At 36.8% G+C, this 19666-nt stretch carries 18 protein-coding genes; 1 reads left to right on the top strand and 17 read right to left on the bottom strand.

Annotated elements, in window-relative coordinates; genetic code table 11:
* Positions 1 to 123: 123 nt before the first annotated feature.
* The 7 genes from DOK81_RS05570 to DOK81_RS05540 all read right to left on the bottom strand — a co-directional run bounded on the left by DOK81_RS05570 (position 124) and on the right by DOK81_RS05540 (position 9592).
* A complete protein-coding gene (locus tag DOK81_RS05570; protein ID WP_206909180.1) occupies positions 124 to 396 on the bottom strand; it encodes a metalloregulator ArsR/SmtB family transcription factor in 273 nt (90 codons plus the stop codon).
* A 175-nt stretch (positions 397 to 571) separates the two neighbouring features.
* Entirely contained in the window at positions 572 to 721 is a 150-nt protein-coding gene (gene rpmG / locus DOK81_RS05565; protein WP_002296119.1) for a 50S ribosomal protein L33, read from the bottom strand.
* A 266-nt stretch (positions 722 to 987) separates the two neighbouring features.
* Complete coding sequence (locus DOK81_RS05560) at positions 988 to 3141, bottom strand: penicillin-binding protein 2 (RefSeq protein ID WP_206909304.1); 2154 nt, start codon at positions 3139 to 3141, stop codon at positions 988 to 990.
* A 303-nt stretch (positions 3142 to 3444) separates the two neighbouring features.
* Positions 3445 to 4284: a MurR/RpiR family transcriptional regulator gene (locus DOK81_RS05555; RefSeq protein WP_206909178.1), complete on the bottom strand. Its 840-nt coding sequence runs from the start codon at positions 4282 to 4284 to the stop codon at positions 3445 to 3447.
* A 154-nt stretch (positions 4285 to 4438) separates the two neighbouring features.
* Positions 4439 to 6379: a threonine--tRNA ligase gene (gene thrS / locus DOK81_RS05550; protein WP_206909176.1), complete on the bottom strand. Its 1941-nt coding sequence runs from the start codon at positions 6377 to 6379 to the stop codon at positions 4439 to 4441.
* Between the two features lie 319 nt (positions 6380 to 6698).
* Entirely contained in the window at positions 6699 to 6878 is a 180-nt protein-coding gene (locus DOK81_RS05545) for a 2-hydroxymuconate tautomerase (RefSeq protein ID WP_067480942.1), read from the bottom strand.
* Positions 6879 to 7813: 935 nt separating this feature from the next.
* On the bottom strand, positions 7814 to 9592 hold the full coding sequence (locus DOK81_RS05540) for a heavy metal translocating P-type ATPase (protein ID WP_206909174.1): 1779 nt from the start codon (positions 9590 to 9592) through the stop codon (positions 7814 to 7816).
* Positions 9593 to 9819: 227 nt separating this feature from the next.
* Here DOK81_RS05540 and helD point away from each other — a divergent pair, with 227 nt between their 5' ends.
* Entirely contained in the window at positions 9820 to 12099 is a 2280-nt protein-coding gene (helD, locus tag DOK81_RS05535; RefSeq protein ID WP_206909172.1) for an RNA polymerase recycling motor HelD, read from the top strand.
* Between the two features lie 133 nt (positions 12100 to 12232).
* Here the strand turns inward: helD and DOK81_RS05530 are convergent, their stop codons facing one another.
* The 10 genes from DOK81_RS05530 to DOK81_RS05485 form a co-directional block, all read right to left on the bottom strand.
* Entirely contained in the window at positions 12233 to 12877 is a 645-nt protein-coding gene (locus DOK81_RS05530) for a hypothetical protein (RefSeq protein ID WP_206909170.1), read from the bottom strand.
* A 195-nt stretch (positions 12878 to 13072) separates the two neighbouring features.
* Complete coding sequence (locus DOK81_RS05525; protein ID WP_206909168.1) at positions 13073 to 13792, bottom strand: YebC/PmpR family DNA-binding transcriptional regulator; 720 nt, start codon at positions 13790 to 13792, stop codon at positions 13073 to 13075.
* A gap of 131 nt (positions 13793 to 13923) precedes the next feature.
* Positions 13924 to 15093 (bottom strand): nucleotidyltransferase, encoded by a 1170-nt coding sequence (locus DOK81_RS05520; protein WP_206909166.1) that lies wholly within the window; start codon positions 15091 to 15093, stop codon positions 13924 to 13926.
* A gap of 75 nt (positions 15094 to 15168) precedes the next feature.
* The gene (locus tag DOK81_RS05515; RefSeq protein ID WP_206909165.1) at positions 15169 to 15909 is read right to left on the bottom strand and encodes a class I SAM-dependent methyltransferase; all 741 of its coding nucleotides are present in this window, start codon (positions 15907 to 15909) and stop codon (positions 15169 to 15171) included.
* A 1-nt stretch (position 15910) separates the two neighbouring features.
* Complete coding sequence (gene rsfS / locus DOK81_RS05510) at positions 15911 to 16294, bottom strand: ribosome silencing factor (protein ID WP_242589912.1); 384 nt, start codon at positions 16292 to 16294, stop codon at positions 15911 to 15913.
* Positions 16295 to 16296: 2 nt separating this feature from the next.
* Entirely contained in the window at positions 16297 to 16884 is a 588-nt protein-coding gene (yqeK, locus tag DOK81_RS05505; RefSeq protein WP_206909163.1) for a bis(5'-nucleosyl)-tetraphosphatase (symmetrical) YqeK, read from the bottom strand.
* On the bottom strand, positions 16874 to 17521 hold the full coding sequence (locus tag DOK81_RS05500) for a nicotinate-nucleotide adenylyltransferase (RefSeq protein WP_206909161.1): 648 nt from the start codon (positions 17519 to 17521) through the stop codon (positions 16874 to 16876). The genes yqeK and DOK81_RS05500 overlap by 11 nt, the downstream gene beginning before the upstream one ends.
* A gap of 13 nt (positions 17522 to 17534) precedes the next feature.
* Entirely contained in the window at positions 17535 to 17846 is a 312-nt protein-coding gene (gene yhbY / locus DOK81_RS05495) for a ribosome assembly RNA-binding protein YhbY (RefSeq protein ID WP_067480904.1), read from the bottom strand.
* Positions 17847 to 17861: 15 nt separating this feature from the next.
* On the bottom strand, positions 17862 to 18971 hold the full coding sequence (gene yqeH, locus DOK81_RS05490) for a ribosome biogenesis GTPase YqeH (RefSeq protein WP_206909159.1): 1110 nt from the start codon (positions 18969 to 18971) through the stop codon (positions 17862 to 17864).
* Complete coding sequence (locus tag DOK81_RS05485) at positions 18968 to 19495, bottom strand: YqeG family HAD IIIA-type phosphatase (protein ID WP_067480898.1); 528 nt, start codon at positions 19493 to 19495, stop codon at positions 18968 to 18970. Before DOK81_RS05485 ends, yqeH begins: the two co-directional genes overlap by 4 nt.
* Positions 19496 to 19666: the final 171 nt, after the last annotated feature.

The following is a 19666-nucleotide window of genomic DNA, read 5'->3' as shown; positions in this document are numbered from 1 at the left end:
GAATTTTCTTCTCTCAAAAGAAGTGCATGTGATTCAGTGATCGTTTCGTTTAGTTGGATCAAACGAGTACAATCAACGAACAAAATAATTTTAGCTTGCTATGATTACGCATCTATTTATGCGTTAGTTAGAAAAGAGGTCCTGCATTGCTTTTAATAACTCTGAAGTCTCTTCTTTTTTCAAAAAATAATAATGCCACTTACGATCCTTCTCAACTGAAACGATTCCTACAGACTCTAAAACTTTCATGTGGTGTGAAAGAGTTGGTTGTGTAAAATCAAAATGATCTAGAACTTCACATGCGCACATTGGCCCCATTGAAAGTAGTTCAATAATTTTAATTCGATTAGGTTCGGCTAATGCTTTAAACATTTTTGACATTTGCTCATGATTCATTTCCTTTTCTCCTTTGCTAACAACTACTTTAACCAAACATCGCTAAATCATATACATTGATAACCATCTATGTATTATCTCTGTTTTTTTCTTTTACGTCAATCTCATTGATTCAAAAAGAACTAAAAAAGTTACAAGAAACATCGAAATGTTTCTTGTAACTTTTTAATCAAACTTATTTTGTTTCGCGGTGCAAAGTAACTTTGCGTTCGCGTGGGCAATATTTTTGTTTTTCCAAACGATCTGGATTGTTACGTTTGTTTTTGCTTGTTAGGTAGTTACGTTCTTTACAAGAAGTACATTCTAATGTGATGTTTACGCGCATGATTTTCCCTCCCATACTACTAGAATCCTCTAAGATGACTCTCAGACTTGATAATTTTACCATGATTGTTATGAGAAATCTACCCTTTTATGTCAATTTGTTAAGTAGTTTTACTTGACGTTTTTTCATTTCAACTATTATTTATTGATTAAATCCAGTTTATTTTAGTCATTTTTTTATTTTGACAAGTAGTTTCACTTGAAAAAACTATTTCAAAAGAAACAGCCAAACCAGTTTAAAACTGATTTGACTGTTTCCAAAATAAGTTATTTTGCTAGATACATATCATAATATGCGTCTGTGATTTCTTTAGCTATTGTTAAATTCATGTGGTCCTTTTCATCTGTTAAGTTTGGTAAAACCACGCTGATTGCGATTTCCGGATTATCCGTTGGGCCATAAGCTACGATATTACTATTGACGGTAGTGATGTCAGGATGCCCTTCTGCAATCGTCTCTGCCGTACCAGTCTTTGCTGATAGATCCATTTTTGCACCAGCTAATGGTTTTGCAGTGGTGTAACCATCTGTTCCATGAACTACTTGATGGAAACCTTCGCGAAGAATTGCCATATTTTCTGGTGAAATAGTGACTTCATTTTTAACAGTTGTTTCGATTTTTTTCTTTTGTTCACCTAAGTTCCCATTCTCATCATTTCCGTAAATCCCAGAAACGATATGCGGTTGGATTCTTTTCCCACCGTTGGCAACAGTTGAAGCATATTGTGCTAATTGGATTGGTGTATACGTATCAAACTGACCAAATGCTAAATCGGTAAAGTTACCAGATGTGTACCACTCACCATCATTATCTTTGTTGAATTTTTTCATGAAGTCAACTGAACGAGAAATCCCAGCTGATTCATTTGGCAAATCAATCCCTGTCGTTGTTCCCAATCCGAATTCTTTAAATGAAGTTCGTAATTCATCGTAAGCTTTTGCTTCTTCGTCAAGACCAGGAAGCCCCATATTTGGTGTGTATTCCAATCCTAACATTTTTAAAGCTACTTTGATCATATACGTATTTGATGACAACTCTAGTGCTTTTACTGCATTTAGTGCAACTTGACCACTTCTATTAAAGACAGAACTTTTTTCAGCCGAACCTTGTAATTGAATTGGTTCGTCGATTAAGACTTGGTTTCCACTAATTACACCTGTCTTCCAGCCAGCTGCCAATGTTCCTGCTTTGACTACAGATCCTGGAGTAAACGCGTTGGTGATCGTTCCCAGTGCATTCTCAGTGATTTCTCCTGAATTTTCTTCATGGCTAAAGCCAGCCAATGCTAATACTTCCCCAGTTTGTGGATTCATTGCAACGGCATATGCACCTGGAGAATATTTGGCTTTGCCATTATCAACTAAAGCTTGGAAGTTTCGTTTTAAAATTTCATCGACTTTATTCTGAAATTCTGCATCAATCGATAATTTTAAATTGGAGCCTTTTTCGCCTGCAAAAATTTCTTTTTGACTTGAAACATTTCCTTCGTTATCTAATTTTACTTCATATTGTGTTTTTGTTCCTTGTAGCACATCTTCATATTGTTTTTCTAAATAACTTTGACCAACACGATCATTTCGTGAATAGCCTTTTGCTAAATAAGCATCGATTTCGTCGGCAGGGAGTCCTTGTTTCTCTGTTGTTACACTACCCAAGATACTTTTCATTGAATCGGCAGCTAAGTATTCACGCGTCCAATCGACACCCGTTGAAACTCCAGGCAATTCTGAAGCATTTTCGGCAACTACCGCTAATTCACGATCTGTTACACCAGAATTTTTGATATACACTGTATTTAACTCGTACGCGCTGTTCATCCGCTTAAAGATGGTTGCCATCTTCAATTGTTCTTCATCGAAATTGATTTCTTCATCGGTTACTTTCTCCACTGTTGCTGCATATTGTTTGCTATTATCTAGTTGCTTTTCAGCAGAAGAAAGACGCTTCGTTGCTTCCGCTAAATGATCAGCGTCTGCTAACCAAAAGTCTTTTTTGTCACGAGCCGTCAGGGAGTCATCAACTGGAACATCAATTAGTTCATTCAATTTTTTCGTTAATTTCAATAAGTCCGTGGACGTCATCTGTGAACCTCGAGTAAAGGTAATTGCCTGATTTGCTTGATTTTTGACTAAGGCTTTGCCAGTAGCATCATAAATCATGCCACGAGGTGAACTTTCTTGAACGGTAATTGTTGAAGAAGATTTAACTTTAGCTTCCATCGTTTCACCATCAACGATTTGTAAATAACCCAATCTAGCAATCAATGCTACGAATAACGTAAATATAATAAAGAAAAGAACATTTAAACGAAAAGGGACATGGGAACGCCGATAAGGTTTATTCCTCGGTTCTTGTGTTCCCTTTTTTAACTTGTCAAACCAAGAATTATTTTTTATTTTTTTCATAAAATCTTTCATTATTTCCTATCCTTCCCGCATACTTACATTCACGAAAAATTATAACCAAAAAAGTATGAATAACAAAGAAAAAATCATCAGTTGATGAAATTCTTTAACGAAATTCAAGATACCAGAATTCTTTTGTTTCACAACAGGCGAAACATAGTCAAGAAACCTTGACTAAAAACTCATAATTTTAAGTGTTTTTTTGAAAACAACGTTTCCTATCCTTGTGAAACATCTTCAAAAAAATCAACACTGTGGAAAACTTTCTCCACACAAATTTCCTTCTTCACAAAAAAAAATCAATTTTTTTTACATCACCTATTTAAAATACTGCTGAATAGCTTCACGTGTTTGAGCCACTTTTTCGCTTAAATATTCATTTTTTGCCATGTAAAAATAAAAAATGATATCAACTGTCGCAAACTGTGCCAACAGCGAGTTTGTAGCCGCACTTCGATTCGTGATTTCTTTAGGTCGAGAAGTTTGAACAGTCACATCTGCTAATTTACTTAATGGATTGCTTCCAAATTGAGTTAATACGATTACTTCGATGTTCAATGATTTGGCTAATTCCCCCAGAGCGACAACATCCGCACTTTTTCCCGAATTTGAAACGAGCCAAAGGACTTTTTTTTGTTCGTTGCTGACTAATTGAGGCAGTAACACATGGATATCTTTTTCAAAGATAATTGGTTTACCCACTCGCGACCACTTTTGTAAAATGTCTTCGACAACCAAAGAAGAAGCGCCCACACCATAAAGAAAAACGGTTTCTGCTTCTTCTAAGCTCTGGACAACTGTTCGAATAGTCTCTTCTTCCAAAATGTCGACTGTTTCTTTGATCGCCACTTGTGCATTGTTTCCCAGTTTATTTTTGATCGAATAAAAAGATTCATTTGGTTCAATGTCACTAAAGCCTTCAACTAGTCCTGTTTGTAATTCTGTCGAAACAGTGATTTTGAAATCTGTTAGACTTTGAAAGCCAATTTTTTTCGAAAAACGGACAACTGTCGGTGCACTTGATCCAGCTGCTTCTGCTAAATCATTTGCAGTCATTGTTGGAACTTTTTCTACATGATCGATAATATAATTTGCCAGTTTCCTTTCCGCAGAGGAATATTCTTCCATCATACTTTCGATACGACTAATTACACTCATAAGTCACCATCCATTTAATTAGAGTCACTTTAGTATAACATACGAAAATTTTTTTCATTTGATTCTATCAATAAAAAATTAGTTAATTTATTCGTAAAATTCAAAATAAAAAAGCTAGGACACTTACGCATCCTAGCCTACCTTTGCAAAATATTTAGCCTTCGCGACTGTAGTTTTTTACTTCAGCAGCCATTGCATCAATAAAGATATTTAAGTCTTCGACAGAAGTTTCTTTACTTCCATAACGACGAACGTTAACAGTTGCGTCATCCATTTCTTTGTCTCCAACAACTAATTGATAAGGAATTTTTTGTGTTTGTGAAGCACGAATCTTGTAACCCATTTTTTCATTACGATCATCAACTTCCACGCGTAAGCCTTTCATTTGAAGACGTTCTTTGATTTCATACGCATAATCCCCATGTGCTTCGACAGAAACAGGGATAATTGTTGCTTGAATTGGTGCTAGCCAAGTTGGAAATGCACCTTTGTAAACTTCTGTTAGATAAGCAACAAAACGTTCCATCGTTGAAACGATTCCACGGTGAATAACTACGGGACGATGTGTATTTTCACCATCTTCACCTACATAAGTTAAATCAAAACGTTCTGGCAACAAGAAATCTAATTGAATAGTTGACAATGTTTCTTCTGTTCCCAAAGCTGTTTTTACTTGAACATCTAGTTTTGGTCCGTAGAATGCTGCTTCGCCTTCTGCTTCAAAATATTCAAGTTCTAATTCATCCATTGCAGCTTTCAACATTTCTTGTGCCTTTTCCCACATTGCATCGTCATCAAAATATTTATCTGTATTGTTTGGATCGCGATAACTTAGACGGAAACGATAGTCCGTGATGTTAAAGTCCGCATAGACAGCTACCATCAATTCAAGCGTGCGTTTGAATTCATCTTTGATTTGATCTGGACGTACAAAAGTATGACCATCATTCAATGTCATTTCACGTACACGTTGTAATCCTGAAAGTGCCCCAGATTTTTCATAGCGGTGCATCATCCCTAATTCAGCAATACGAATTGGTAATTCGCGATAAGAATGGATATTGTTTTTATAAACCATCATGTGGTGAGGACAGTTCATCGGACGTAATACTAGCATTTCGCCATCGCCCATATCCATTGGTGGGAACATGTCTTCTTGATAGTGATCCCAGTGTCCAGATGTTTTATAAAGTTCTACATCACCCATAATCGGTGTGTACACATGTTGGTAACCTAAACTAATTTCTTTGTCTACAATATAACGTTCAATCGTACGTCTGATTGTTGCACCTTTTGGTAACCAGAATGGTAACCCTGAACCAACTTCAGGTGAAACCATAAATAAACCAAGTTCTTTCCCTAATTTACGATGATCTCTTTCTTTTGCTTCTTCACGCAAGCGAATAAATTCTTTCAATTCTTTTTTGTCAAAGAATGCAGTTCCATAGACACGTTGCATCATATGATTATCTGAATTTCCGCGCCAGTAAGCACCTGCTACTGATAATAACTTGAATACTTGGATACGTCCTGTTGACGGAACGTGTGGGCCACGGCATAAATCAATGAATTCTCCTTGTTGATAAGCAGTAATCACTTCATCATCTGGCAATTCAGTGATCAATTCTACTTTATAAGGATCACTTGCAAAAATTTCTAGTGCTTCTTGTTTGGATAGCACACGGCGTTCGATTGGCAAGTTTTCTTTAACGATTTTCATCATTTCAGCTTCAATTGCTGGTAAATCTTCCGCTGTAACCGGGTTTTCACCATTGTCAGTATCGTAATAAAATCCTGATTCGATCGCTGGTCCCACACCAAAATGGATAGTAGGATATAAACGGCGCATTGCTTGAGCCATCAAATGAGCAGCAGAATGACGAACTAATCCAAGTGCGTCTTCGTGATCAGGGGTCACAATTTCAATTGTTGCATCTTCTTCGATTGGACGGTCTAAGTCAACTAATTGACCGTTCACTTTACCTGCTAATGCTTTTTTAGCTAAACTTTTTGAGATGCTTTCAGCAATTGCCAAGGTTGTAATTCCAGCCTCGAACTCTTTGACTGCGCCATCTGGAAAAGTAATTTTTAACATAGAAATTCCTCCTTTGAATTTTGATTGACTCGATTCGACAAAAAAAGTCCTAGTATCTAAACAGATACTAGGACGAAAATTTCGTGGTTCCACCTAATTTTGAACACAAAAATGTGTTCCTCGAGCGTGTTAACGGTTCGACCGCCTTTGTTTCAACAAAGGTTTCGAAAGTGGTCATCCTTTGGTTTTCTTCTGGAAAAGTTTCAGCCTAGCTTTTCCTCTCTAATAGAAGACTCTCAAATTCAGTTGTCTTTCTCATCAATCAATTATGTGTTTATTTAACCACTAATATTTAGAAAAAGCAAGTGTGAAATCAGACTTATTTTTTCCATTCTCCATTTACACCATAAGTACCTTTTTTCATTTCATTGATAATGACATGGATATGCTCTTTTGGTGCATCTGTATTTTTATGAACTGCTTCAGTAATATCTTTCATCATATTTTCTAGTTGTTCTGGGCTACGACCTTCGACTAATTCAACATGAACAAACGGCATCTCCTTCACCCCCCTTCACAATAGTTCATTTCTTTCTTAAGATAAAAACAAAAATAGACATCATACAGCTTATGAACCTTCTACATTTGATTTTCAATGTAAATATCAATTTTTTAACTAGCTGACGTTGTTCTTTTCGTACTTTATATTAGCACAAAAACAAGATAGATTTTAATTGTTTCGATACATTTCTACGTAACAGATAAAACTTTCTAAATATAAAAAAACAAGCAAGGTACATTGAATTTCAGTTTCACTTTTCGGAATAAACATATGTTGAAAACTAAAAATACAGCCGTACTTGATGGTCATCCATTTTTACTGATCTTTTGAAAAAAGTAAAATAGACTAGCTATCATACCAAAATTGAAAGCAAAAAAATAATGAGTTGTATACAAACAAAGCAACATCAGTAAAACAAAAATGAGTTAAGATAAAGCTTTTTCTTTACCTTACTTTTAGCTACTATTGAATACATCGCTTTTCTCATTAATTTTTATATCTTTCCTCCTTTTGTATTTCAGTTTAGAAACATTGGTTTTGATCCATTCGTTGACATAGTTTTGTCGTTTCTTGATTATAGTTTCTCGATTATAACAAAAGGATTAGTTAGCTACAAACTAACCAATCCTCATTTATTCTTCATCAATCAAAACACTTGCAGCAACTATTCTACATTTCCACCATCCTCAGATAGAAATTCCAGTTGCTCTTCAATCAGGTCAACTGTTTTCTCCAAAGCATGAATACTAGCCCCTGCTAAAATAAAAAGTTTTGATTTTCTTATCGTTTGATATATCCTACGATCATTTCTAGTTTCACTTTATTTTTTGAAACAATTAAATAATAAAATAAAGCCATTACTTACTAAAAAAATTCTGAATCCTTTGTAAAGGTTTCTCAAAAATCGATTTGTTGTCTTCTATCGTATTCAACTACTTTTTAGCACGTAGCGCACTTAAAATCGAAACGGTATCAACCACTTCTTGTAACATAGCTCCTAATAGTGCAGGAATTACGCCAAAGCTTGCAATCAGCATTAGTGCAATACAAATAAAAATACCAATCAAGACTGATTGACGTGCAATGCGCATCGTTTCTTTGGCAATCAGGACAGCTTCAGGAACCCGCGTCAAATCATCTTTTAAAATGACCACATCTGCACTTTCACTAGCTGCAGTTGCTCCATGTGCCCCCATTGCAATACCAACATCTGCTGCACTTAGCGCAGGTGCATCATTAACACCGTCGCCAACCATCGTCACTGGTCTTTGTTTCTCAGGAACATCCGCTAAAATTTGCCATTTGTCTTGAGGTAAACATTGCGCATGGACTGTCGTGATTCCGACTTTTTCGGCAATTGTTTGCGCCACCGTTTGGTTATCGCCGGTTAGCATCATCACCTGTTCCAAATGAAAATCTTTCAATTGATTAATGGCGTTCGTTGCCTCGGGACGAATCACATCTGCAAAGTGGATCGTACCAACAAATTCTCGATCAAAAGCAACATAAATAATGGTTTCTGCAGAAGCAATTTCTGTTACACCCAACCATTTTGCTCTGCCCACTTGGATAAAGTGATTATCAATCATTGCTTCAATTCCTTGGCCAACAATTTCTTTTAATTCTGAAGTTGGCAACAGTTTTTGATTTTTTGCGTAACTAACTAATGAACGGGCTAAAATGTGGCTTGATTCTTGTTCTGCACTAGCTGCATACACTAATAGTTCTTCTTTTGTCCATTTCCCAGTTGGTCGAACTGCTGTCACTTCCAGTTGTCCTTTGGTTATCGTGCCAGTTTTATCAAAAGCAATCGTTTTAGTCACTGCTAGCTTTTCAAGCGTAGTACCATTTTTAACAACGATCCCATTTTTACTCGAACGACTCATTCCGGCAACAAGTGCGACTGGAGCAGCCAAAATCAACGGACAAGGCGAAGCAACAACTAAGACTTCTACAAATCGATGCGGATCACCTGAGAGCCACCAAGCAATTCCGCCAATGAGATAAGCTACCAATGTAAATGGGACTGCATAGCGATCTGCCATTCGGACAAATTTTGCTGGTTTTTCTTTTGATTCTTGAACCAGATTAAGGATCAATTGATATTGGCTATCTGCTGCACGTTTTTCGACTCTCATTTCTAGCGAACGATCACCATTGATTGAACCAGACAATAACGTATCGCCAATCGTTTTAGTGATTGGTTGTGATTCACCTGTTAATGAAGATTCGTCTATTTCTGAACTTCCTTTGATCACTCGGCCATCCACAGGGACTGTTTCTCCTGGCTTAACAACTAATTTGTCGTTGATTTCAATTTGATCAACTGGGAATTCTTGCCAGTTTCCATTGATCCACTTATGTGCTATTTGAGGTGTATTGTCAAGCAGTGCTTGTAGCTCTTTACTTGCCTTTTGATTGGCGTAATCCTCTAGACTATCCCCACCAGTTAACATGATTAAAATCATCAAGCTCGCCCAGTATTCTCTCACTATCAGTGTTGCTACAATCGCTGTAATTGCTAGAACATCCACACCATATTTCCCAGAGCGTAACGTTTTGATCATTTCAAGAAACATCAAAAAGGCTAGAATACCACCAGTAATTGCGATCAAAAAGAATGCTAGTTGAGACTGATGAAAAACAAACTCGCTGATCAACGCTACTCCACCAATCAATAATGTGAAAAGAAATTTTTTTAAATGTGTCATTTTTTCCAACCTTCTTTCACTTTCAAGCATAGGCGTTCTTTTCTCCTTTTTAAACTGATACGTGCTAAATGAAAACAACTATCATTCTTGTTTATCCTTTCACTTTTTTTAAGTTATTTTGACTAACCTATCGTCAAACTTTTTACTAACTTTTAAAAAATACCTTTTTTCCCATAATTGTGCTATACTTTTAGTTCGTTATTTAAGGCGGAAGGAGCAAATAAGCCATGAATGAAAGACAAATGGAACAAGCACATGTGGACGAAACCGTTCAATTGATCCAGCTTGAACAAAAATTATTAAACAGTAAGCAACACGAATTGACCCAAGAAATGAATACCTCGACAAAAGAAACAGCGAATCATCGCATCCGAGCTGGTTCTAACGAGGCATTTTACGAGTCTGCTGTTGAATACCGCCAACATGAACAAGAATTACTATTAAAATATCATACTCTCGATGCACAACAACATCGTTTGCAAACGCTAGATGTCATGCAAGGAAATCCTTATTTTGCCCGTATTGATTTTAAAGAAGAAAATGAAGCAGAAACTCTTTATTTAGGGATTGCTTCTTTACGTGATTTGACCGAAGAAACAATTGTCATCGATTGGCGTGCACCAATCGCCAATCTTTATTATGAAGGCGAAATCGGACCTGCCTACTACGAAACGGATGTCGAACGCATGACCGTTGAGTTATTACTTAAACGACAATTTAAAATCCAAGACGGCGAACTTCTCTCAATGGTAGACACTTCTGAAGTAATCAATGATGACTTCTTACTTGAAATTTTAGATGAAGCATCAAGTACTCATATGAAGAACATCGTTTCAACAATCCAAAAAGCACAAAATGCAATCATTCGTGATACTACTAGCAAGGTAATGCTGATTGAAGGAATCGCAGGAAGTGGAAAAACCTCTGCGTTACTTCAACGAATTGCGTTTTTACTTTACCATAATCGGAAGTGGTTAGATGCGGAACACGTATTGCTATTTTCACCCAATCATTTATTCTCTGACTATATTTCAACTGTCTTACCTTCTCTTGGTGAAAGCGGCGTTCCAACCAAAACATTTAGAAACTATATGCAAGAACTGCTACAAGACTATTCACTAGTTGAAGAAGACCAACAAGAACATGGATTTTTATATGGAAAGAACGATCCAATCCATGACTTAAAGAACGGTTTGACACTAGTTGAACACATCCACACCTATGTAAAAGCAATCACAAATTATGGACCTTTATTCCGTGATATGAAAATCAATGGACGAACGATTCTTGCAAAAGATGCTATTCGAAAATGGTACCAAGAAACGAATAATTTGTTACCATTACACCAACGTCTTTCTTTACTTCAAACAAAACTACTTAAAAAATTAGGTGGTTTGCAAAAGGACGAAACACGTCAGCAATGGGTCAAAGATTTAGCTGAGGAACAATTACAAGAATTATACGCGACTGATCCCAACCTTGAGTACACAGAACAAAAAGAGAAATCCTTACGCAAAAAACTGGCGAACCAAATCGTACGTAAAAAATTTCGTCGTGTTCATCGCGGTATCACAAACTATCAATTTGTGAATATGCCTAAACAATACCTGCATTTTTTACAAAGTGTTCCGGAAAACACACTTGTTTCTCATGGTATTTCTAACGAACAATGGACACAACAAATTGCAGGGATTCGTCTGAATTTCCGTCAAAAACAAATGAAACAAGAAGATGCTGTTTTATTCTTCTTGCTTATGCGTCGCACATTCCCAGTTACAATCACTCAAAAAGCACGCTATGTTTTTATTGATGAAATGCAAGATTTTGCACCATCTCAGGTTGCTCTACTTCAAGCACTTTATCCAAAAGCAAACTTAACTTTTTGTGGCGATCTCAATCAAAATGTCTTTGGTAACGAGACTATTGTCGGTTCTCTCCCACAACTTTTTGAAAATCAAGAGGTCACACGCTTCCAATTAACAACTAGTTACCGTTCGACTAAAGAAATCACTGATTTTGCGAACCATTTCTTATCAAAAGAAGACCGTGTCGAAACAACTGCTCGAAAAGGTGATAAGCCCGTCATCATTGAAGCGTCAACTGCTGAAAAACAACTTCATTGGTTTGAGGAAACACTTGAACAAACTCAAGTCAAAGCGAAACATTGGCGGACGGCAATCATTGCTAAAACACAAGAGGAATGCCAACAGTTATATGAGCAATTCCCTGAAAACTTGAAGCAACAAGTTCAATTGATTCTTGATGAGGAAGACTTCATGAAACGTTCAATTATTTTGCTACCTGCCTTCTTGGCAAAAGGACTTGAATTTGATCGCGTCTTCTTATGGAATATCAACGAAGAACAATTCCACACAGAACAAGACAAACTCATCTTATATACGATGTGTACACGCGCAATGCATGAATTGACACTGGTTACTTCATTCAATAAGAGTCCATTATTGAATGCGATTGAGCCGCTGACTTATAGCAATGAAGTGATATAATTTATTTTATAAAAAAGAGGTGTGACCAATTGGTCACACCTTTTTTTTGTCACTAAATGTTTTGCACCATAACCGCTTTTATGCTGTACAGATTACCTCTACACATAGTATTCTGCAACGAAAATTTTTGTATTTATTCAGGTATCTGCAAATCTGTTTCCGGATACTTTAAACTAACTAAAGACACGATCATTCGTAATTCTTCAATGTTTTCTGGAAATTCAGGATCAAATACTTTACTATGACGCCCCACTCCACCATTATCAATCAAACGATAAATCCGATTCCAGTCAATAAATTGTTCGATTGTTTGAAAATGACTGATTGGATATCCTCCGCTGTCCAAAATTTCGGTCAAACGAAACACGAGATAGGCACTGTCGATGATTTTCTTTTTAGATGAAGTAACAGTCGGATCTTGTTCAATCAAAATTTTTTCTGGTTGATGTTTCAAACTCCATTCTAACAACAAAAAGAAAGCTTCCATGCGGTACGCATCGTTAAACAGCTGGAAAGATGTTTCAGTATTTTTAAACAATAGTGGAATCAAATAATTCTTTTGATAAATGAGCATAGGTACTCGATCAATCGAACATTCCAAATAACGATTCAAATAACCTATCCCAGTATAGTTTCCTAAACGATAGCCTTCTACACCAAATCGTGCATACTTATGTGCAATAGCTGAACAATCAGCAATATTTACCGCTAATTCTTCTACTTTTTCGTAACCGCTTAATATTCTATCGAAAGGTTCCAAAATTATTTTTGCTTCCATCATTATTCCTCGCCCAAGTTCCAATATACTCTGTATCATTCCAAAATAATACCTGTAACCCTATGATACCACAGGTGAAATGGAATAAAAAACAAAAATAAACTAGTAAAATCTTTCTTTTATCAAAAAAGAAGCATGGCATCAACTCGCCATACTTCTTTGATTTGAAGAAGTTTCAACAAACTAGAAAAACTCCTAGTCGTCCAACTCCACATTATGGAAAATATTTTGAACATCTTCAAGTTCATCTAACGCATCGATCATTTTTTCAAATTGTACTAAATCATCACCCGTTAAAGTAATTTCAGTTTGTGGTAACATTTGAATTTCTGCAATAGAAAACTCTGTAATGCCTTTTTCTTTCAATGCTTCTTGGATAGCGTGGAAATCAGGCACTTCACCATAAACGATAATTTGTCCTTCTTCTTCGATGACATCACGAACATCGATATCTTTTTCCATTAAATATTCAAGAATTTCATCCGCATCCTCGCCAGCAAAACCAAAAATAGCTGTGTTATCAAACATATAAGAAACGGCACCAGAGACACCCATGTTTCCACCGTTCTTACCAAAAGCTGCACGAACATCTGCAGCAGTTCGGTTTACATTGTTTGTCAATGTATCAACAATCACCATTGAGCCATTTGGCCCAAATCCTTCATAGCGCAATTCAGAATATGTTTCATCTCCTGAACCTTTTGCTTTTTCAATGGCGCGGTCAATAATATGTTTAGGCACATTATAGGTTTTCGCACGATCAATAACGAAATGTAACTTTTGGTTAGCGTGTGGGTCAGGTTCACCTGATTTCGCTGCCGCATAAATTTCAATCCCGAATTTTGCATAAATTCGACTGTTGTTTGCATCTTTAGCAGTTTTCTTTGCCACAATATTAGCCCATTTACGACCCATATTTTCACTTCGCTTTCTCTTTTTCTAGTTCCGTAACGCAAAAACGTCCTGTTTCATTATACTTGTGAATCCAAGTTCTGTGAAGCTTTTTTTCATTATTCCCAATTTATCAAACGATCAACAAATTGTTTTCACTTCTTCTTCGTCTGAATTGGCATTCGCCCAAAATTTTGTTCAGTCAACTGACTGTTCGCTAAGCAATAAATTTGATCGCTACGAATTAATAGTTTTGCTTCTGTCGCTTCTTTTCTGCCTATTCGTGAATATATAGGAGTCGTTTCTTGTTTTGTTTCTTTCAGAAACTGTCTTCCCACTTCAGTAAATCCCAATACGTGAAGATAATTTTTTTCTTGCTGCGCTAAAATTTCAGACTCTGTTATGTTTAATAACACGTAGCAAGCCAATCGTTGGATTCTTGTCCAAGTATAACGCTTTGTTTTAACCAAAGACACAAAAGAATGAAAATTCGTCGCCTGCTTTGCGACTTCTTGTAATCGAATCTCTAACCCTTCCGTCATTTGATAAATTTCCTTCAGTTTTGTTGCATTCGTCGATAATAATTTATAACGTAGATACGGCCAAAGTTCATCCCAAGTTTGCGTTGATTTCGTTAGTAAATCTTGAGCTGTTACTTCTGGGACAACATGTTGAATTTCAGCTTTCTTAGCAACAGCTTCCCGAATGGCAGTTGCACTTGCAATCGTCTCATCAGAAATTTCTTTTTCGTGATACTCAGCACTTTTTCTTTTGATTGGATGAAGTGCCATCGGTCGTTCATACCTTGCATTTTCCTTGGCATAGCTCAAACCTAAAATATGGTTGGGCGAAGAAAAATCAAGTTGCGCATCTTGCAGTAGGGTGCGAAAAACCTCTGTCATTTTTTGCGGATAGCTGATTTTTTGATCGGCTAAATTTTGAAATGCCTGATCAATTTCATGTTGGTTGTTCCAAACAAATTTTCCAAATGACTCGTAGTCAAACTGCGTCGTGTTTTCTGTTCCAAAACATAAGGAGTCACAGCCTACATCTTGTAACAACCTCACTGCACCTTTTGCAAAATAATCGGCTGATTGAACTGCCCATTCAACAGGTAATTCAATAACTAGATCAACACCATTTTGTAATGCTTCATTTGCACGCTGCCATTTGTCAAGAATAGCTGGTTCGCCTCGCTGCAAAAAATTGCCACTCATCACCGCAATGACGACCTCTGCACCTGTCTGTTTTCTTGCCATTTCTGCATGATAGCGATGACCGTTGTGAAATGGATTATACTCTACGATCAAGCCACAACTTTTCATTAGATTCCTCCTTCTTCTTTTAGTAGAAAAATGAGAAAAAAGAGCAGCGACAATTTGTCACGGCTCCTTTTCAGTTCATTCTTTATAGGCTACAAAGAACCAGCGTTTTGTTTCTTCGTTTGGTGTTTCATCTGTAAAATCACCATAGGCCTCAACTTTTGAAAAACCACTATTTTCTAACATCCGTAAATAGCTTTCCATTGAATACGTGCGTTCTTGATGAAGCTCGTCTTCGCGGATAAATTTTTCAGGCTGATCCAAATCCTCTACAAAAAAGGTTAAGAAATGTTCAATACTATGTGGTTCTTTTCCTGGATAACTGTCCCATAAAAAAGCAAATTTTTCACTTTGATAGTGGTAGCTATATTCTGGAAAAACCGTATCTACTTGATAAACAGAATGTACATCAAATAAAAAGCGTCCGTTTTCTTCCAAAGCTTGATAGACTTCATCAAAAACTTGTTGAACTTCTTGCCCATTTTCCATATAACATAATGAATCTGAATAACAAGTAATCGCTTCGTATTGTCCTACTTCTGAAAGATCTAACATGTTTCCTTCAACAAATTGGATTGCTGTTTCTTGCTCAAAAGCGCGTTGACTTGCCATCATCAACATATCTTCTGACAGATCCAGTCCAGTCACATTGTAACCAGCTTTAGCAAATTCAACAGCTAATGCACCCGTACCACAAGCAAGCTCTAAAATATTCTTTGTTTGCTCAGGTAAGTGTCTCTTTGAAAATGCCAGCCATTGTTGATAGAGCGTTTCATCCATTACTTCATCATAAATAAAAGCGAATGTTTCATAAGCCATATTAATCCAACCATTCAGAAATGTTTACAAGTGGGGCATCTGACCATAATTTTTCTAAATTATAAAATTCTCTTTCAGGTGCGTGGAAGACATGGACAATCAAATCACCTAGGTCAATCAGAATCCATTTTCCGCCTTCTTTTCCTTCAATGCGTTTCACTTCGTAGTTATTTTCTTCTTCTTTATCAATAATTTCTTCTGTGATTGCGTTCATTTGACGTTCACTATTTGCTGAGCAAATCATGAAATAATCTGCCAATAAAGAAACTTCTCTCACATCAAGTGCTAGAATATCTTCTGCACGTTTTGAATCTGCTGCTTTTACCGCAATTTGTAATTGTTCTTTGCTATCTATGATAATTTCCTCCTTAACATTTGATGACAAATTTATTTTTTCGCCACCCAATGATTGTATGTTTCGATTGTTTTTGGATAAATTTGTTGTTCTTGTTCAATTAAATGAGCTAATGTGTGCTTGGTTTCAAAAGCAACTGCTTCATCTAAGTCAACTAATGCGATTTCTCGCGCGTCTTCTACCCCAGGGAATTTTCTACCTGGTTCGATGTAATCAGCGACGTAAATGATTTTATCCAGTAAGGTCATTTTTGCTGCCCCAGTTGTATGCACTCGAATAGCATTTAGAATCTCGGGATCTGTAATGCCCAATTCACGTTCAACAAATGAAGCACCCACAAGTCCATGCCAAATCGCATTGCCATAATTTAACAAATCAGGATCAAATCCATCACGTTTGATAACTAGTACAAACTCATCATCTGGACGTTCTTTTGCATAATCATGGGTCAATGCTGCAATACTGGCTTTTTCTGGCGAACAACCATACTTTTCAGCCAATGCTATTGCCATTTTCTCTACACCCAAAACATGTTGAAAACGACGTTCACTCATTCGCATTTGGACTTTTTGCATCAATGTTTCGCGAGTATCCGCAGTATAATGACTACTATAATCCATATTGATACAAGCCTTCTTTCTGAATGTAATCAACTACTTTGTCAGGAACTAAGTAGCGAATCGAGCAACCTTGACGAACTTTTTGACGAATCTTGGTCGAACTAATGTCAATTTCAGGCACGTCGACCCAAATCACAGGATACGGCGTTTCGACTCCATAACCAGCACGCTTGATCCCCACAAAGTGGACGAGCTGAACTAATTCATCGATTTTGTACCATTTTGGTAGATACTCAACCATGTCTCCGCCAATGATGAAATAATAATCTGTATCTGGATTATTCTGCGTCAAGGCTTTCATTGTGTCATAAGTATAACTTTTACCACCACGACTTAATTCAACGGTTTCAATTGCCAAAAACGGATTGTCTTCGATTGCTAGCTCAAGCATGTTCAATCGATGTGTTGCCGAAATCGTTTTTTTCTCATCAATATGTGGTGGTTGATAGGAAGGCATTAAAAATACGCGATCCAGTCCTAAATTCTGTCCAACTTGTTCAGCCATAACTAGATGTGCCAGATGGACAGGGTTAAATGTTCCACCCAAGATTCCAACTTGCCGTTTTTTCTCAAAGACTTGTGGCATTTCTTTTGGAAAAACTTGTGAACGAACAAATAGATTAGCCTGCGTACTCATTAACGACCACTCCTTAGATTGCTTTTACTTCTCGTGAAATGCGTTGATATTTTTCTTTACTTGATGGTTTGTACAGTACCAATACGCGTCCAATGATTTGAACAATCTCACATTGAACTTCTTCTTCTAAAATTCGCGCAACATCTTCAGCGATTTCATCCGTGTTTTGTAACAAAGTAACTTTGATTAGTTCACGTTTTTCTAATGCTTCATTGATTTGAACAAGCATTGCTGAGTTGATTCCACCTTTTCCAATTTGAAAAATAGGCTGTAGGTGATGTGCTTGACTACGTAAAAAACGTTTTTGTTTTCCTCTTAATTCCATTTTTTTCCTTCTTCCTTAAATTAAAGCTTTACGCTTGATTACATCGACACCTTTAGGCGCCCATCCAGCAACAACAGCTGGCTGTGACACAGTGATCCATCCAAGTCCAGCAAAAACGATATCTGTTTTTTCTTTCACTGAAAATTCAAAACGAACGAGTTCAGGAAATTCTTCTACCTCGTCAGGACGTGGAGGCTGTAAAAGTCCACCCACATGTTTTGCGTAAAATTCATCTGCTTTTTCGAGTTTTGTTCGATGGATATTCACATCATTTGAAACATACGCAATAAATGAGCCACGATCACCATTTACAAAATCAAAACGTGCCAAACCACCTAAAAAGAGCGTTTGACCATCATTCAATTGATAAACTTTCGGTTTGATTTCTTTTGTTGGTGCAATGATGCGTAAATCTTTTTTACCTAAATAATGCGCCATTTGATGACGATGAATAATTCCCGGCGTGTCAATTAGCGCTTGACCGTCATCTAAAGGAATTTCAATTTTATCTAAAGTCGTCCCGGGAAATTGTGAAGTAGTAATCACGTCTTGAACACCCACCGTATTCTTGATGATTTGATTGATCAGTGTTGATTTACCGACATTCGTTACACCAACGACATAGACATCTCTACCTTCACGATATTCTTCGATTTTGGCCAGTAAATCTTCCATTTCATGTGCTTTTTTTGCACTCGTTAGCAGTACTTCGGCAGGTCTGAGCCCTACTTCGTGCGCACGTTCCGTCATCCATTGAATCATTTTAGGTTTCTTCAGTGATTTTGGTAAGATATCGACTTTATTACCTACTAATAACACTGGGTTATCACCAACAAAACGATGTAATCCCGGAATCAATGAACCATTGAAATCAAAAATATCGACAACGTTAACGATCAATGCATCCTTTTGACCTAATTCATTTAACAAACGTAAAAAATCATCATCTGTTAAAGAAACATCTTGGATTTCATTGTAGTGTCGTAATCTGAAACAACGTTGGCAATAAACTTCGCCTGATTCCAACCCTTTTTCTAAGGCAGATTGCGGTGTATATCCTAGTTCTCCTGGTCTATCTGTTTGAATAATCGAGCCGCACCCGATACAGTGTAATTCTTCACTCATTCAATTCCACCTCGCCAGCCCATATCAGGATTATTTACTAATAAATGAGCCATGATTCTTTTTTCAAAAAAACGATTGATTTGTGTTTTCCAGCTATCCGTCTCGATAATTGGTTTGACCAAAATACTACGAATCCCGGCGCGATTTGCACCACGGATATCCGTCATGATTTGATCGCCAATCATCACGAGTTCTTCATCAGCAAGGTTCAACTTTTTCTTTGCTTGATTGATTCCTACAGCAAATGGTTTCATTGCACGAGCAATATAAAGCAAATCAAACTTTTCGATAGCTCGTTCAATTCGCTTCGAGTTATTATTTGAAACAACTACCACAGGAATGCCAGCATTCTTCATCTCTAAAATCCAATTTAACAATTCTTCTGTTCCATCTGGATTATTCCAAGCAATCAATGTGTTATCCAAATCAGTTAACACGGCTTTGATACCTAAATTTTTCAACTGTGCAGGGGTAATTTGATAGATGGCTTCTACCATCCATGTTGGTTTATAGTTTGAAAACATCTTGTCTCCTCATTTGCAAAAAATGAAGGAGCACACCAGGTACTCCTCAGCCCCTAATTATACTGCATAATCTAAAAAAAAACTACCTTTACCATCCAATCCACTCCGCACATTTTTGTATCCGTTCTCAACTGCTTGTTTTATTTTCTTTTGTGTTTTACTCTTTTGCAA

Origin of the sequence: Enterococcus sp. DIV0660C, from assembly GCF_017316125.1 — a bacterium.
Classification (GTDB): domain Bacteria; phylum Bacillota; class Bacilli; order Lactobacillales; family Enterococcaceae; genus Enterococcus_B.
Note: the sequence above shows the minus strand (reverse complement) of the source record. Positions and strands in the feature narration are given on the sequence as shown.